16 protein-coding genes are annotated in these 15,139 nt (G+C 64.2%); 7 read left to right on the forward strand and 9 right to left on the reverse strand.

Annotated features, from left to right (window positions below; all coding sequences use genetic code 11):
- The first annotated feature begins 138 nt into the window (after positions 1–138).
- Genes JQ611_RS21115 through JQ611_RS41800 form a run of 3 tightly spaced genes read left to right on the forward strand, consistent with a single transcriptional unit; the run spans position 139 to position 1,679 of the window.
- Positions 139–966 carry an FkbM family methyltransferase gene (locus JQ611_RS21115; RefSeq protein WP_212268678.1) on the forward strand — a complete coding sequence of 276 codons (828 nt, stop codon included), beginning with the start codon at positions 139–141 and terminating at the stop codon, positions 964–966.
- A gap of 31 nt (positions 967–997) precedes the next feature.
- A complete protein-coding gene (locus JQ611_RS21120) occupies positions 998–1,384 on the forward strand; it encodes a VOC family protein (protein WP_212268677.1) in 387 nt (128 codons plus the stop codon).
- A gap of 58 nt (positions 1,385–1,442) precedes the next feature.
- Positions 1,443–1,679: a hypothetical protein gene (locus JQ611_RS41800; RefSeq protein WP_249133334.1), complete on the forward strand. Its 237-nt coding sequence runs from the start codon at positions 1,443–1,445 to the stop codon at positions 1,677–1,679.
- A 302-nt stretch (positions 1,680–1,981) separates the two neighbouring features.
- Here the strand turns inward: JQ611_RS41800 and JQ611_RS43030 are convergent, their stop codons facing one another.
- Positions 1,982–2,371: a hypothetical protein gene (locus JQ611_RS43030; RefSeq protein ID WP_409411286.1), complete on the reverse strand. Its 390-nt coding sequence runs from the start codon at positions 2,369–2,371 to the stop codon at positions 1,982–1,984.
- Between the two features lie 590 nt (positions 2,372–2,961).
- Between JQ611_RS43030 and JQ611_RS43035 the strand changes: the two genes are divergently transcribed.
- On the forward strand, positions 2,962–3,942 hold the full coding sequence (locus JQ611_RS43035; protein ID WP_409411287.1) for an OmpA family protein: 981 nt from the start codon (positions 2,962–2,964) through the stop codon (positions 3,940–3,942).
- A gap of 54 nt (positions 3,943–3,996) precedes the next feature.
- On the opposite strand, the gene JQ611_RS21130 is transcribed toward JQ611_RS43035, so the two are convergent.
- Complete coding sequence (locus tag JQ611_RS21130) at positions 3,997–4,953, reverse strand: homocysteine S-methyltransferase family protein (protein ID WP_212466477.1); 957 nt, start codon at positions 4,951–4,953, stop codon at positions 3,997–3,999.
- 232 nt (positions 4,954–5,185) lie between these two features.
- Between JQ611_RS21130 and JQ611_RS21135 the strand changes: the two genes are divergently transcribed.
- Positions 5,186–5,806 carry a TetR/AcrR family transcriptional regulator gene (locus JQ611_RS21135; protein ID WP_212466478.1) on the forward strand — a complete coding sequence of 207 codons (621 nt, stop codon included), beginning with the start codon at positions 5,186–5,188 and terminating at the stop codon, positions 5,804–5,806.
- Between the two features lie 16 nt (positions 5,807–5,822).
- Here the strand turns inward: JQ611_RS21135 and JQ611_RS21140 are convergent, their stop codons facing one another.
- The 7 genes from JQ611_RS21140 to JQ611_RS21170 form a co-directional block, all read right to left on the reverse strand.
- Entirely contained in the window at positions 5,823–7,580 is a 1,758-nt protein-coding gene (locus JQ611_RS21140) for an alkaline phosphatase (protein WP_212466479.1), read from the reverse strand.
- A 152-nt stretch (positions 7,581–7,732) separates the two neighbouring features.
- Positions 7,733–9,070: an argininosuccinate synthase gene (argG, locus tag JQ611_RS21145; RefSeq protein ID WP_212466480.1), complete on the reverse strand. Its 1,338-nt coding sequence runs from the start codon at positions 9,068–9,070 to the stop codon at positions 7,733–7,735.
- A 118-nt stretch (positions 9,071–9,188) separates the two neighbouring features.
- Positions 9,189–9,944 (reverse strand): phosphatase PAP2 family protein, encoded by a 756-nt coding sequence (locus JQ611_RS21150; RefSeq protein ID WP_212466481.1) that lies wholly within the window; start codon positions 9,942–9,944, stop codon positions 9,189–9,191.
- Between the two features lie 39 nt (positions 9,945–9,983).
- Positions 9,984–10,475 carry a hypothetical protein gene (locus JQ611_RS21155; RefSeq protein ID WP_212268670.1) on the reverse strand — a complete coding sequence of 164 codons (492 nt, stop codon included), beginning with the start codon at positions 10,473–10,475 and terminating at the stop codon, positions 9,984–9,986.
- Positions 10,476–10,668: 193 nt separating this feature from the next.
- A complete protein-coding gene (rlmN, locus tag JQ611_RS21160; RefSeq protein WP_212466559.1) occupies positions 10,669–11,883 on the reverse strand; it encodes a 23S rRNA (adenine(2503)-C(2))-methyltransferase RlmN in 1,215 nt (404 codons plus the stop codon).
- Between the two features lie 84 nt (positions 11,884–11,967).
- Positions 11,968–12,606: an invasion associated locus B family protein gene (locus JQ611_RS21165; RefSeq protein WP_312011010.1), complete on the reverse strand. Its 639-nt coding sequence runs from the start codon at positions 12,604–12,606 to the stop codon at positions 11,968–11,970.
- Positions 12,607–12,768: 162 nt separating this feature from the next.
- Positions 12,769–13,608 (reverse strand): SDR family oxidoreductase, encoded by an 840-nt coding sequence (locus JQ611_RS21170; protein ID WP_212268668.1) that lies wholly within the window; start codon positions 13,606–13,608, stop codon positions 12,769–12,771.
- 214 nt (positions 13,609–13,822) lie between these two features.
- Here JQ611_RS21170 and JQ611_RS21175 point away from each other — a divergent pair, with 214 nt between their 5' ends.
- Entirely contained in the window at positions 13,823–14,797 is a 975-nt protein-coding gene (locus JQ611_RS21175; RefSeq protein ID WP_212268667.1) for an NADPH:quinone oxidoreductase family protein, read from the forward strand.
- Complete coding sequence (locus tag JQ611_RS21180; RefSeq protein ID WP_212268666.1) at positions 14,794–15,084, forward strand: hypothetical protein; 291 nt, start codon at positions 14,794–14,796, stop codon at positions 15,082–15,084. The genes JQ611_RS21175 and JQ611_RS21180 overlap by 4 nt, the downstream gene beginning before the upstream one ends.
- Positions 15,085–15,139: the final 55 nt, after the last annotated feature.

Here is a 15,139-nt window from a genome sequence, read left to right on the forward strand (position 1 = left end):
CATTCGCAAAACTTCTCCCTGTGGTTATGGGTCCCCCGATGCGCAATTGCGCATCTGAGCTCAAGGCCGGGACGACGAGAGTTGGAGTCCTCGCTAAAAGTCGCTATGCATGCGCCGCTTTCCACCGAGGATATCAGTTTGAAGCCCGACAACGACCCCACGCCCGCGCCGTTCGGCGCGTTCGCACCGAATGCTGCGCAGGCCGCGATCATTGCGCTGGCGCACCGCTCGCGGCTGAAGCGCGGCGCGTTCCGGCCGATGCTGTCGCGGCTGGTCAATGTGCTGCGCGCAGGGCCGGTGGACGTGCGCTACCAGGGCGCATCGTTTCGTTTCTATCACCAGGCCAGCGCCACCGAGCGCGGCGCGCTGTTCAATCCGGACTACAACATCGAGGAGCTGGATTTCTTGCGCGCGCATACGCCCTCCGGCGGCGTGTTCGTCGATGTCGGCGCCAATGTCGGCACCTATGCGCTTGCGCTGGCGCGCCATGTCGGCGCAAGCGGCAGGGTGATCGCGATCGAGCCGCATCCGGTCACGCATGCCCGGCTCGCCTTCAACAACGCCGCCTCCGGCTTTGCCCACACCAGACTGGTCGCCGCCGCCGCCGGTCCCGCCGATGGCGAGTTGATGATCGAGACCGATGGCGACAATCTCGGCGCCAGTCATATCGTGTCGGGTCAAGCCTCGAGCAAGGCGATCAAGGTACCGTCGCTGCGGCTGCAGCGCATCCTCAATGAAGCCGGCGTCTCGCATGTCGATGCGCTGAAGATCGACGTCGAAGGCTTTGAAGACCGCGTGTTGACCGGCTTCTTCAAGGAGACACCGCAATCGCTATGGCCACGCGCGGTGGTGATCGAACATCTTTCATCGAATGAATGGCAGAATGACTGCATCGCCGACATGCGCGCCCGCGGCTATGCCGAAACCGGCAAGACCCGCAGCAATACGCTGCTGGTGCGCGACTGAACCGACCATCTTCTAACCACGGGAGAGTTCGATGATCGACCATATCGGTTTTCCGGTTTCGGATTATGAACGCGCCAAGGCGTTCTATGTGAAGGCGCTGGCGCCGCTCGACTATGTGCTGGTCATGGAAGTGACGCAGGAACAGACCGGCCATGATCCCGCCGCCGGCTTTGGCGCCAACGGCAAGCCGGATTTCTGGATCGGCGGCGAAGGCGGATTGAACAAGCCGCTGCATGTCGCGATCCTCGCCAAGGACCGCGCCACCGTCGATGCCTTCTACAACGCCGCCATGGCTGCCGGCGGGCGCGACAACGGCCCGCCTGGAATTCGCGCGCATTATCACCCGAACTATTACGGCGCCTTCGTGCTCGACCCTGATGGGCACAACATCGAGGCGGTCTGCCACACGCCGGGATAATCGGGTTTCCGTGCAGGTTTCTTTGGGGAACCTCCGGGCATTAGTTCCGTTGCCGTAGATGCCAATCGAACCTCCCGAAATCCCGCCGCCTACACCGGGAAAACCAACCGAGCCGCCGCGCGAAGATCCTCCGGGCAATCCCCGTCCGGAGGTTCCGCCACCGATGCGCGAGCCCGGCGCTCCGCCGCCGCCGCAGGAATTGCCGGGCAAGACGCCGGATGAACTGCCGGTGCGCGGACCGAACGGTCCCGCTACGCCCAATCCGGCCACAGATCGGCCACAGGGAGCAATTTGACTTTGATTTGAAAGCGTCGCCTGAATACGCAATGAATAATTGCGCATGTAACCTATTGCGTCCGCGAAATAAAAAGCATCCGCGCTCTCCAGCCCGCCACAATCCGGTCTAACGATTAGCCGTTGATCGACCCGCCCACGCAATCGGCAACAACGATTCCTTCGCTGCCAGAACCTTTCCAGGGACCCAGAACATCATGACAAACCTTCGCATCGTGCTGCTTGCCACGACCGCTCTGACGGTGACGCAGATCGCGACATCCGCCTCGCACGCGCAAAATGCGCCACTGGTCGTCGCACAGGCTAGGGAGGAGCTCGGTCCCGACGGAAAGCCCAAGGCGCCGCCAAAGGGTGCGCCGCCGCCGGCCGCGAAGCCACCGACACCGCCCGCGCCGCCACCCGCCGCGGCTCCGCCTCCACGCCCGGCACCTCCGCCGGCTCCGCCGCCTGCTGCGGCTCCTCCGCCGCGTCCCGCACCGCCGCCGGCACCACCCGCCGCCGCGCCGCCGCCGCGGCCGACACCTCCTCCCGCGCCGCCACCGGCGGCTGCGCCGAAGCCACCAGCTCCGCCCGCCGCTGCGCCGCCTCCGCGTCCAACGCCGCCGCCGGCTGCGGCTCCGCCCGCACGTCCGACACCAACGCCGCCGCCTGCCGCAGCTCCGCCCGCGCGTACGCCGCCTCCGCCAGCGGCAACCACCACGCCTGCGCCGACCGCATCGCCGCCCGCTGCAGGCAGCACAACGACGACACCTCCGGGTGCGCCACCGCGCCCGGGCACGGGCGCGCCTCCGGCTGGCACCAAGCGTGTGCCGGGAGCGCCGGGCGCAGCCCCCACGGCAACGCCAACCGCTACACCATCGCCGACCACGCCTCCGGCCGCTGCAACGCCTTCGACGCCTCCTGCCGGCGCAGCTCCGACGGCGCCCTCGCGTCCAGGCGCAACAACGCCGCCCGCTGCGGGCGGCGCGACGACGACACCTCCGGGTGGTCAGCCGCCACGCCCCGGTCAGCCACCCGGCGCACCGCCGGCCGCCGGAACGACGCCGCCTGCGGGCGCACCCCCGTCAGCCGGAGCGCCGACGCCCGGCCAGCAGGGACGCCCGGTCATTCCGCCCGCACCTCCCGCCGGCGCCCCGGCCCCAAGTACCGTCCCTGGATCGGCAGCCGCAACAGCACCGCCCGGCAGATCGCAAAACGCTCCGCCGACGGTTGCACCGGCCTTCCGGGCCGCACCCACGGTCACAACGCAACTGCCGTCAGCGCCACCGCCGCGGCGGGAAAACATGACGCCACTCGCGATCGGCGCAGGCGTTGTGGCCGGCGCCGTGGTAGGCGCGACCATCGCCAACATGCACAGCCAGCGGCGCGAAACCATCGAAGGCGGTCGCACCATCTACACCGAGCCGGACCGGATCATCATCCGCGACCCGAGCGGCCAGCAATACGTCCGCGGCAACGATCTCTATCGCTTCCGTTATGGTGCGCGTGACATCCAGACCGAGACCGTCGGCGGCGAAACCCGCACCGTCGTGATCCGGCCGGACGGCAGCCGGATCATCACCGTGGTCGGCAACGACGGGCGGCTGCTGCGCCGGATCCGCCGCGACGAACGGGGCCGCGAGGTCATCATCATCGACAACAGCTACCGCGATCCGCGCGCGGTCGGCGGCTTCTATGTCGATCTGCCGCCGCCAGTGGTCAACATGCCCTACGACCGCTACATCGTCAGCGCGGACGAAGCGACCCCCGAAGTGATCTACGACACCATGGTGGCGCCGCCGGTACAACGGATCGACCGGCGCTACTCGCTCGACGAAATCCGCTACAGCCCCAATGTCCGGATGCAGATGCCGAGCATCGACGTCAACTCGATCAACTTCGCAACCGGTTCGTGGGAGATCCCGCCGGACCAGGCGGCGAAGCTGCAGGCGATCGCCGACGGCCTCAACCGCGCGATCCAGGCCAACCCGCGCGAGGTGTTCCTGATCGAAGGGCACACCGACAGGGTGGGCTCCGACATCGACAATCTCTCGCTGTCGGACCGCCGCGCCGAATCCGCCGCAACGCTGCTGACGCAGCAGTTCGGCGTGCCAGCGGAGAACCTGACCTCGCAGGGTTACGGCGAGCAGTATCCGAAGGAGCAGACGGACGGACCGAGCGAGATCAACCGGCGCGTCACGGTCCGCCGCATCACCCCGCTGCTCAATGGCGGCCAGGCCTCGCTGCCGCCGCCCCCGCCCGGCACCGCGCCGCCGCGGCGTTGAGGTCGGTCGGCACAATATGAAAATGGCCGGGAGCAATCCCGGCCATTTTTTGTGTCAGGCGCTGAGCGCCCGCGGCGGCAGACAGGCGTCGCAGATCGCCGCCACGTGACGATGGTCGGTGCCGCAACAACCGCCCAGAATGCGCATCGCCGGAAACGAGCGCCTGAGATTCAGATAGCGCCGGCCGAGATCCTGCGGATCGCCCGCATCGAGCGTTGCAGACTCATCCAGTTCGGCATGGCTCTTGGTCGATGCATTGGCCCTGACGCCATGGATGCGCTTGACCCAGGCCTCGTCGGCCTTCAGCGCATGCTCGAAATGCGTCGGATGCGCGCAATTGACCAGGAAGTATTCGACCGAATCCTGCGCCGCGCGATCCACCGCCTCGATCGCTTCGCGCAACGTCCCGCCATTGACCAGACGGCCGTCGGTTTCCACCGTGAACGAGATCACCGCCGGAATCTGCTGCGCCCTGGCCGCACGCGCGATGCCGATCGCTTCATTGATGTTCGTGAGCGTATAAGCCGTCACCATGTCGGCGCCGCCTTCGACGAAGGCCGCAATCTGCGCGCCATGATAGGCCTCGGCTTCGGCCGCATCCATGTTGCCGGCCTTGTAACCGTCGCCGCGCGGGCCGATGGCGCCGCTGACGACGCAGGGCGTCATCGGCCTTTCCCATTCGGCGCGCAGCTCCTCGAGCAACCCGATCCCGCGAATGTTGATCGTCCTGAGCGCGGCCGCATCGTAACCAAGCATGGCGCCCCAATCGGGATTGGCCCGCCATGTCGGGCTGTCCAGCACAAAGCCAACGCCATGGTCGCGCGCGACCGCCATATAGGCCTGGTAGTATCGCTTCAGCGTGCCCCGGCCTACCTCGCTGTCGAGCAGCACGAAGGCGGCGAAATGGGGCAGATCAATCCCTTCATGGAAGATCAGCGTCGTTTCCATGCCACCATCGGTGAGGAAAATACCGCCGCGGCGCTGCGGCAGGTCGTATCGATATTTTGTCATTGCAATATCTCCGTGATCGGCAAAAGGCGCTGTTGGTAGGTCCAGCGCGGCGCGCCCTGGTCTGGTGGAACTGGTGCCGCATAGTGTCGCGGTTTCCTAGGCGGCTCGTGGTGCGGCTGAATTTCGGGCCGTAAAATGCTAGGAAATCAGATGGTTGCGCGGCGCGTGCAAAATCGCGGCGCCAGTGCACGAGTCAAAACCGTACCGCAAGTACAGTTTCTGGAGACACGCGATGGGAAAAGGCGAAGCGACGCGCGAGCGAATTCTCGAGATCGCGGAAGCGGCCGTGCTCGCGAAGGGATTTGGCGCCACGTCGATCGACGAAGTGATCGCGGAGGCCGGCCTCACCAAGAGCGGCTTCTTTTATCATTTCAAGGACAAGAATGCGCTCGCGCGCGAAATGCTGCGCCGCTACGTCAAGACCAACGACCAGCTGTTCGACGACGTCTTCGCACGCGGCCGGCAGCTCTCGGACGATCCGCTGCAGGCGTTCCTGATTTCGCTGAAGCTGCTCGCCGAAGTGATGGCCGATCTGCCGAACGGGCATCCCGGCTGCCTGATTGCCAGCGTCTGCTATCAGGAGCGGCTGTTCGACCGCGAGGTGCGCGAGCTCACCGCACAGTCGGTGCGCGACTGGAATGCGCGCTTCCGCCACATCCTCGACGGCATCGCCGCCGTCCATCCACTGCGGGAGCCGATCGATCTCGACGATCTCGCCGACATGATGTCGTGCATTGTCGATGGTGCGATCATCATGTCGAAAACGCTGAACGATCCGACCCGGCTGGAACGGCAGATCCTGATCTTTCGAAGCTGCGTGAAGCTGATGTTCTCAGCTCCATCGCTGTCCTGACGCAGGCTTCGACAGTTCATTTCGCAGCGGCAAGCCCCAGCGCGTCGACCATCACGCGGAAGACTTCCGTATTGTCCATCGAACCCTTGACCCGTTCGCTGCCGGGCCCGGTCGCGGTCAGGATGACGTCTTCGCCGGAATGCACGCTGGCGTTCATCATCGCCGGCAGATTGCCGGGCCGCAGCACGGCGCCGGGAACGCCCTTGTACTTTTCGTTGGCCTTGAAGGTTCCGTCATCGTCTCCCTTCATGGTCGGGTCGTTCGGGCCGTCGAGTTTGGGGCGGAAGGTCTCGTAATGGTCGGGCAGGCTGGCCGAGAAGATGGCGAGCCGCCGGCTGACGTCGACACGCGAGGGATAGCCGTCGGCATCGGGCGCCGGGTAATTCGGGAAGCCGGCCTTGTCGTAGACGCCGACGCGCTCGCGCATCGGCGCTTCCGATGTCGTGCTCATGTCGTGATTGATGGTGCCGACCAGTGCGTTGGGGTGGTTATGGTCCGGCGTCACCAGGATCAGGGTGTCGTCGCCGCGCTTGCTCGCCCAGTCGCGGGCGAGGCGCACCGCGTTGTCGAGCATGATGGTGTCGTAGACGGCGCGGTCGAAGTCGAGGGCATGCGCGTATTTGTCGATCAATCCGGATTCCACCATCAAGAAGAAGCCGGCCTCGTTTTTCGACAGCACGTTCAGCGCGGCCTGGAGCTGCTCGGTCAGGTCGGGCTGCTCGGGAAATTTCTTGACGCCGCCACCCTTGAGGAATTTGCGATCCAGCGCCCCGTCCATATTTCCCGTGGCGAACAGACCGAGCAACTGGCGCGTTTCGGGTTTGGCCGCCAACGCATTGAGTTCGCCTGCGGTCGTCGCCAGGGCATAACCGGCCTCGCGGAACCGGGCGATATAATCGATCTCGTCCTTGCGCTTGGATCCGGCCGCCGACTTCGGCAGGAAGTTCGCGCTGCCGCCGCCCAGCAACACGTCGGGCCTCGCCACGAAAAGCTGCTCGACGATCTCGTCATAGGCAGCCCGGCGGCGCGTATGCGCCACCATCGCCGCCGGCGTGGCGTCCTCGACTTCGGTGGTGGTCACGATACCGATGCTCATCTTGAGCCGGCGCTGGGCAAGGCTCGTGATGGTTTCGACCTTGGGATCGTCGAACGCGTCTCTGGTGCGGTCGGCATAGACGCCCATCGCGTTGACCGCGCTCTTGTGGCCGGTGGAATAGGCGCTGGCCGAGTTTGCCGAATCGGTGATGATCGAATCCGAGCCGGCGGTCGCCACCAGCGCCGTATGCGGCATGTCGTCCATCGCAAGCTTGCCGAGGCTCTTGCCCTCCGCAATGCCCTTGGAAAGCAGCCGCGCCCCGACGCGATGGGCGGGCGACATTCCGTCGCCGATGAACAGGATCACGTTCTTCGCCTTGCGCGGCCCGGTGTCGTAGACCATCCACGTCACCTTGCGGCTCTTCGTGCCGTCACTGACCTCGACGACGAACGGGCCGGGCTTTGCCAGCTCGACATCGCGAAGCATCAGCGCGGATTGGTCCTTGCCGTCCTCACGCTCGATAAACGTTGCGGACCGACCGAACACGGCGGCATGGTCCTCGCCGTTGACCGTTACCTTCAATTTCGACTGGTCGACCCGGTCAGGGAATTCGACCTTGAAGTCGAACCGCGCGCCGGAGAGAATTTCGGCACGGTCGATCGGATAAACTGTTTGGGCAACAACCGGCGATGCCGAGAACAGGACGGCGAGGGTGATGACGGTGACTGGCTTGATCAATCTCGGGCTCCGCGCGTGCTTGCCGGCGGGACAGCGACAGCCATTGCTCAGCAAGAAGTGAAGGTGACCAGTTCTATCCACCCCGGATGACAGCTATGTAACGGCGGGCCGCAGCGGTGCAGAGGCGCCAAACAAAGTCCGGCCTCGCAGGTTCAGTCCTTGTCGTTCCCGAGCTTGAAGATCTCGGAACCATCCCCGCTCGATAGCAGGCCCGTGTCCGAATAGAGCTTCAGCTTTGCGCGGGTGTCCGTGATGTCGAGGTTGCGCATGGTCAGCTGGCCGATACGGTCGGCCGGCGTGAACGCCGCGTCTTCCACCTTCTCCATGCTCAGCCGCTCCGGCTGATAGGTCAGGTTCGGGCTTTCGGTGTTGAGCAGCGAGTAGTCGTTGCCACGGCGCAGCTCGAGCGTGACCTCGCCGGTAATGGCGCGCGCCACCCAACGCTGGGCGGTCTCACGCAGCATCAGGGCCTGCGAATCGAACCATCGGCCCTGGTACAGCAACCGGCCGAGGCGCATGCCGCTGATCCGGTATTGCTCGATGGTGTCTTCGTTGTGAATGCCGGTGACCAGGCGCTCATAGGCGATGTGCAGCAGCGCCATGCCGGGCGCCTCATAGATGCCGCGGCTCTTGGCCTCGATGATCCGGTTCTCGATCTGGTCGCTCATGCCAAGACCGTGCCGGCCGCCGATGGCGTTGGCCTCGAGGAACAGCGCCAGCGGATCGGCGAAGGTCTGGCCGTTCAGCGCGACGGGCTGGCCCTCCGCAAAGCGCACGACAACCTTTTCGGCCTTGACGGCACAGTCGTCGCGCCAGAACGGCACGCCCATGATCGGGTTGACGATCTTGATGCCGCTGTCGAGGCTTTCGAGATCCTTGGCCTCGTGGGTCGCGCCCAGGATATTGCTATCGGTCGAGTAAGCCTTTTCGGCGCTCATCTTGTAGGCAAAGCCGTTGGCGGTCATGAACGCTGACATTTCCGCACGGCCGCCGAGCTCGTCGATGAACTGCTGGTCGAGCCAGGGCTTGTAGATCCGCAGGCTCGGATTGGTCAGAAGGCCGTAGCGATAGAACCGCTCGATGTCATTGCCTTTGTAGGTGGAGCCATCGCCCCAGATGTTGACGCCGTCCTCCTTCATGGCCGCGACCAGCATCGTGCCGGTCACCGCGCGACCAAGCGGCGTGGTGTTGAAATAAGTGTTGCCGCCGGTCGAGACGTGGAAGGCGCCGGACTGGATGGCGGCGATGCCTTCGTGCACCAATTGCGTGCGGCAATCCACCAGGCGGGCTTTTTCGGCGCCGAATTCGAGCGCCTTGCGCGGAATCTCCTCGTAGTCGGCCTCGTCAGGCTGGGCAAGGTTGGCGGTATAGGCAAAGACGCGGGCGCCCTTTTGCTTCATCCACACCAGCGCCGCTGACGTGTCGAGGCCGCCCGAAAAAGCGATGCCGACTTTTTCCCCTTTGGGCAGGCTCTTCAGGATCGTGCTCATCGTGCTTCCAATCGGTCGAAATGGTGGATGTCGTTTGCGGCTTTGGGTGCGCGAATATCAAACTTCGCGCTTGTCGGCACGCCTTTAATAGCACGAGGCAGCAGCTGGCCGGGATGGCTCAGCCCGGCTGGCGCGAGCCCTTGGTCAGACGGTTCCAGGGCCGGGCCAGGCGGGCCAATGCGGTCTCGACGGCCGAATCCGAGACCCGGGTCGACGGCCAGCGGTATAGCCAGCCATGGGCCAGCCAGATCACCAGAAAGCTCACCAGGCCGGCGGCCGCCACATCGGTGAAAAAATGCCCGCCAAACGCCATCCGCAGCACAGAGGTGGTGATCCCGAACAGGGTCGCCGCCACATAGGCCAAGGGCCGCCACGTCGGGGGCGTCAGCGCCGCGGGCGCGTAGGCCCAGAATGCGGTGGCGCCCTCGCCGGAGAAGAACGAGCAGTTGCGTCCGCAGGTGCCGCGCGGATCCCAATACGGCACGAACTCCTGCGGCCCATTGAACTGCGTCACCACCACCGGCCGCGGCCGGCCCCAATAGGTCTTGAAGGTGAGGTTGGTGAGAACGACGGCGGATAGCAGGATGGTGCTCAGCAGGAAAACCGCGGTACGCGCGCGAATGAACATCGGCAAATCCGGCCGCACCATCTTCACCACGATGGCCGCGAGCGACGGCAATGCGAGCGCCCACGCGATCCACATCGCGGCGTCGCGGGCGAAGGCGGCGAGCCAACTCTGCTTCAACGGAAACGAATGGGTCGCGGGATCGTAGAACAACGCCGCCAATTTCAGATCGAGTTCAGGGAAAATCCCGAACAGCAGTCCGATAATGAGCGCCAGCCCCAGCGCGATGAAAAGTCCGGTCCGGTTCATGGCGCGGTGTTTAACCGAGGGGATGGGTCTTGAAAAGGCTCACGGATGCGGCCGTGAGTGCGCCGGCAGCGGCGGTGGCGGCCGCAAAGGTCTTGGCGGTTCGCGCCATGCGCCGGCGGAGCGGCCCGCGATCACCCAGTAGACCAGGCCCGCGACGATGCCCGCTCCGGTCATGATTTCGAGATGGCGGCGGACGATGCCGTCAAAGCGCATCGTTTCGGGATCGAACGGGACCAGACCGAGATAGCAGGCGCAGCCTACGAGCGCGCCGCCGATCGCATAGGTCAGCACGCCCCGGACATAAAACGCCTCCGTGATCAGAACCACGATCAGCGCCGGCAACAGCGCAAAGCCCGAGATGAAAATGAAGCCGAACCCGAGCACGACATTGATCGCGCCCTGATCGATCGGCCCTGCGCCGAGATCGCTGAATTCGGGATACAGCACCGCGCCGACCACGATCATCCCCGCCGCCAGACAGGCGAACAGGAATCCGAACAGGATGACGAAGAAGCGGCCGATCAGCGCCATAGCATCAATCCGTCATTGCGTCGCTGCTCGGTCACGAACCTCTCCACCGTCATGCCCGGGCATAGCCGTCTGAAGGACGGCGTCGCTTCCGCTCGCCTATGCCCGGGCATCCACGTCTTGCTTCGCTGAGACCACGTTAAGACGTGGATGGCCGGGTCAAGCCCGGCCATGACGAATAGCTACGTTGATCAAGTCAATCCGTCATCGCCATCGCGCGGAGCGCCTGCCGCTCGCGCGCGGACAATTTTTCGGTTTCCGATTTCAACTGGCCGCAGGCGGCGAGGATGTCGCGGCCGCGCGGCGTGCGCACCGGCGAGGAATAGCCCGCGTTGAAAATATACTCGGAGAATTTTTCGATCTGGTCCCAGTCCGAGCATTCATATTTGGTGCCCGGCCACGGGTTGAACGGAATGAGATTGATCTTGGCCGGAATGCCCTTGAGCATTTTCACCAGCAATTTCGCGTCATCCATGGAATCGTTGACGCCCTTGAGCATCACATATTCGAAGGTGATGCGGCGCGCGTTGGACGAGCCCGGATAATCGCGGCAGGCCTGCAGTAATTCGGCGATCGGGTATTTGCGGTTGAGCGGCACCAATTCGTTGCGCAATTCGTCGCGCACCGCATGCAGCGAGATCGCCAGCATGACACCCATCTCGTCGCCGGCGCGGACGATGTTGGGCACCACGCCCGAGGTCGACAGCGTGATGCGGCGGCGCGAGATGCCGATGCCTTCATTGTCTGACACGATCAGCAGCGCATCGCGCACGGCGTCGAAATTGTACAAGGGCTCGCCCATGCCCATCATCACCACATTGGTGACGAGGCGGCTGCCGGTCGGGGTCTCGCGATCGGCCCAGTCGTTGAGGCGGTCGCGGGCCACCATGATCTGGCCGACGATCTCGCCCGCGGTGAGATTGCGCACCAGCCGCTGCGTGCCGGTGTGGCAGAACGAACAGGTCAGCGTGCAGCCGACCTGCGAGGAAACGCACAACGTGCCGCGATCGGTCTCGGGGATATAGACGCACTCGACTTCATGTGCCTTCTCGAGGGCATTGCCGCTCGGCAGCCGCAGCAGCCATTTGCGGGTGCCGTCGTTGGAGACCTGCTCGGCGACCACTTTGGGACGATCGACGGTAAAATGCTGCACCAGCTGCGCGCGCATTTCCTTGGAGATGCTGGTCATCGCATCAAAGTCTTTGGCGCCGCGGACATACATCCAGTGCCAGAGCTGCTGGGTGCGCATCTTGCGCTGCGCGGGCAGAACGCCGATCTCGCCGAGCCGGTCGGCGATTTCCGCGCGCGAGAGGCCGATCAGCGATGGTTTGGCTGGCGGCACATAGGTTTCGAGCGGAATCTTCTCCAAAGGAGCATTAGCCCCGGAAGTAGCCGCGGTCGCGCTGGTCATGGTGTCGGTCATGAGCCATCAAATAGGCCTTCCAGCGTCCGCTGGAAAGCCACGAAATGCGTTAGGTTCGGGCTAAAAGCTAGGTTAACGCCGGCAATCCTGCGCCAATTTGTCGAGCGCCTGCGACAGCCCCTTCAGCGAGAAGGTGTCGGTGGTCTCGGTGCCCTTGGCCGAGACACCCTTGACGGTGACGTCGGCGGCCTTGCGCATGGCATCGACCATCCGCTCTTCCTCGGCGGCGTTCTTGATCCAGAGGCCGTCGCCCTGCGTGTACATCGCATACGACGCGCCGCCGACCTCGAGCGAGGATTCCGAGCCCGGCTTCAGCGCGTAGCCGATCATGACCGAGACTTCGTTGATGACTTTTTCCGCCGGGCGCGTCGAGACGAAGGCATAGGCCGGATCGCGCGGACGGTTAGGCGGATTGGTCTTCGACGAGGATGGCTTGGCCAGCGCAAAGCACACCTTCTTGCCGTTCGGCGTCGCGGTGTAGGCGCCCCAGGTTCCGAACTGGCCGATCAGGGTCGGCTCCGCGCCACCGGCCGCGGCGGCTGCCGCCGACTCAGGCTTGGCGGCAGACTTAGCAGCGGCCGCGGGCTTTTCCGATGCCGCGGGCTTGGCAGCGTCTTTGGCGCCCTTCGGCGCAGCACTCTGCGCTTGCGCAAGGCTGGAAGCCCCGCACAGCAACGCACTCAGAACAAGGGATGTCAGTATCTGCCGCACGGACAACTGGTTCCCTCATCATTGTGACTGGAAGATGGCCCGGCGACGGGTCGGGCCGTCAACCATGGATAACCGGGAAATGCCTTTTTGGGAAGGCACTTACGAGCTGTCCAGCCGCTGTATCCACGGTCATGTTGGAGGTATCGCGCGCCTCTTGCGGAGTTAGCCTTTGGTACGGCCTTCGCGCTGCTTCTGCCACTGCGCGTCGGTCCATTGCAGCAGGTCCTCGGCGCCGGAACTACGCAAATGCGAGCCGCCATCCTGCACCACCATCTCGCCATTGATGTAGCCGGCATGGTCGGAAATCAGGAAGCTCGCCAAATTGGCGAGCTCGCCATGCTCGCCGGCGCGGCCGAGCGGATTGCGGTGCGCCCAGCTCTCGTCGCGGCCCTCGGGACGAAGCTGGCCCGACGCGCCCGGCGTCGGAAACGCACCGGGCGCGATCGCGACCGTGCGAACGCCCTTCGGCCCCCACTCCACCGCCAGACTCTTCGTCATCGCCAGTATGGCGGACTTCGCCATCGCCGATGGCACCGTGAAGGCGCGGCCGGTGATGGTCGAGGTCGAGAGGATGCTCAGCACCACGCCTCTATGACGGCCCTCGATCCAGCGCTTGCCGGCCGCGAGCGTGCAATACATCGTGCCGTGCAGCGTCGGCCCCAGGATCGCGTCTGCCGCGCGGAACGACAGATGTTCGGTCTGCGCGAGAAAGGTCGCGGCAGCATTGTTGACCAGCACGTCGATCGGCGCCTCGCGCCAGACCTGATCCATCATCGCATCGACCGCCGCGCCGTCGCGGATATCACAGCGCGCCACGGAAACCTTGCCGCCGAATTCACTGCGCATCTGGGTTGCCGTGGCCTCCAGCAATTCGAGCCGGCGGCCACAGATGATGAGTTCCGCCCCGAGCTCGATAAAGCGCCGCCCCATCGCGGCGCCAAGCCCGGAGCCGCCACCGGTGACCAGAATGCGCTTTCCCGCCAGCAGGCCTTTTTCAAACATTGTTTCACTCCCTATCCCCTCATCATTGCGAGGAGCAAAGCGACGAAGCAATCCATTCTTTCTTTTTTTGCGGAGCGATGGATTGCTTCGCTTCGCTCGCAATGACGGCAGATAGCTATGCGCGTCCTAAGCACCGAATCGGATTGTAGCCCGGCGTCAAATCCGGCAAGAAGCATTCAGCCTTTCCTTGTGCGTCCTAACATCAGGTGTGTCCATGAAAGCCATTCTCTGCTCGCAATATTGCCAGCCCGACGACCTCGTGCTGGCCGATGTGCCCGATCCCGTCGCCGGACCGGGCGAGGCTGTGATCGCGATCAAGTCCGCGGCGCTGAATTTCTTCGACATCCTGATGATCCAGGGCAAGTACCAGATCAAGCCGCCGTTCCCGTTCTCGCCGGCCGCCGAAGTCGCGGGCGTGATCGAAAGCGTAGGCAGTGGCGTCACCGATCTGAAGGTCGGCGACCGCGTGGCAGCCTCCTGCGGCCATAATGGCGCGCGCGAAAAGATCGCGCTGCCGGCCAACTCGATCGTGAAGATTCCCGACAATCTGGACTTCGATCGCGCCGCCGGAATTTTTATTATCTACGGCACTGCGCTGCATGCGCTGGAAGATCGCGCCAGCCTCAAGCCCGGCGAAACCATGGCCGTGCTCGGCGCAGCCGGCGGCACTGGCCTCGCCGCCTGCGAGCTCGGCAAACTGATGGGCCTGAAGGTGATCGCCTGCGCCTCCTCGGATGAAAAACTCGAATTTGCGAAACAGCACGGCGCCGAGCTTGGCCTGAACTACAGCAAGGAAGATCTCAAGGAGGGCTTGCGGCGCCTCACCGGCGGCAAGGGCGTCGACATCATCTTCGATCCGGTCGGCGGCACCTACGCCGAGGCCTCGCTGCGCTCGATCGCCTGGGAAGGCCGCTTCCTGGTGATCGGATTCGCCGCCGGCGACATTCCGAAAATGCCGCTCAATCTGGCGCTGCTCAAGGGCTGCGATATCCGCGGCGTGTTCTGGGGCGCCTGGGCCCGGCTCAACCCGGAGAAGAACCGCGCCAATCTGGAGAAGCTCGTGAAGTGGACCGCGGAAGGCAAGATCTCCTCGCATGTCGACCGCACCTTCCCGCTGGCCCAAACCGCCGAAGCGCTGAAAGTGCTCGCCGGCCGCAAGGCGATGGGCAAGGTGATTCTGCATCCATGATGCTGCGCGACAGCGGTCGCGCTTCATTCAACGTCTCTTCTATTTTGAACGATCATCGTTCGGCAAAACACGAACGGGCTGCGCTCAACGTGGCCCGTTTGGTAATTGGCGCGCCTGCGCCTTGCTCGGCGCGCGATGCTGAAAATGCCTTCATCCACGGCGATTGCGCGCTAACGATATACAATCTTAAATTTCTGGATTGCGTCAGCTCGCCGCAATCAGAACAAAATGTCTCCCGATTCGAGCGGGCATGCGTCGTTTTTTCAACCCATTCGGCATGCGAATAGACCGCCCAGTAAACGGGTTTCCGGACACCGATAACAACAAGAAAAAGATGCCGGC

It is taken from the genome of Bradyrhizobium sp. AUGA SZCCT0182 (assembly GCF_018130185.1).
In the GTDB taxonomy this organism is placed as follows: Bacteria; Pseudomonadota; Alphaproteobacteria; order Rhizobiales; family Xanthobacteraceae; genus Bradyrhizobium.